Here is a 585-nt window from a genome sequence, read left to right on the forward strand (position 1 = left end):
ACCTAGGATTCAACCCTCGCCCCCAGGCCCGAGGCCCTTTCACGCTCAAGCAACGAGCGCCACCAACGCGGTCGCCGACAGCACAAACCCGCCACACACGACTGCGCCCGCCCCCAACAACGGCGCCACCGCCCCGAACCGCGCGAGCCGCCCGCCAGCCTTCCGCCGGACCCAATCGCGCCCCGCAATGACCATGAGCCCCACGGCAAGCACGGTCGCAGCCAACCCGACCCCGAAGCACGCCACCATGACCACCGCCAACACAGCCCGCCCGGTGAGCAACCCCGAAACCAAGAGCAGAAAAGCAGCGGGCGACGGAATCAACGCCCCAACCGAAGCAATCCCAAACAACCCAGCCCAAGACCACGGCGCCACACCCTCGGCAGGCCCATGCGAATGCCCATGGTCGTGAACAAGATCGTGATCGCGCCTGCGGAAGCACTCATGGGCCGAAACCATGGCGCGCTCATGACCGCCACCCCGCCCATCGCCATCGCCATCGCCATCGCCATCGCCATCGCCATCGCCATCGCCATCGCCATCGCCATCGCCATCGCCATCGCCATCGCCATCGCCATCGCCATC

The organism is Glycomyces dulcitolivorans, assembly GCF_003265355.1.
Taxonomy (GTDB): domain Bacteria; phylum Actinomycetota; class Actinomycetes; order Mycobacteriales; family Micromonosporaceae; genus Glycomyces; species Glycomyces dulcitolivorans.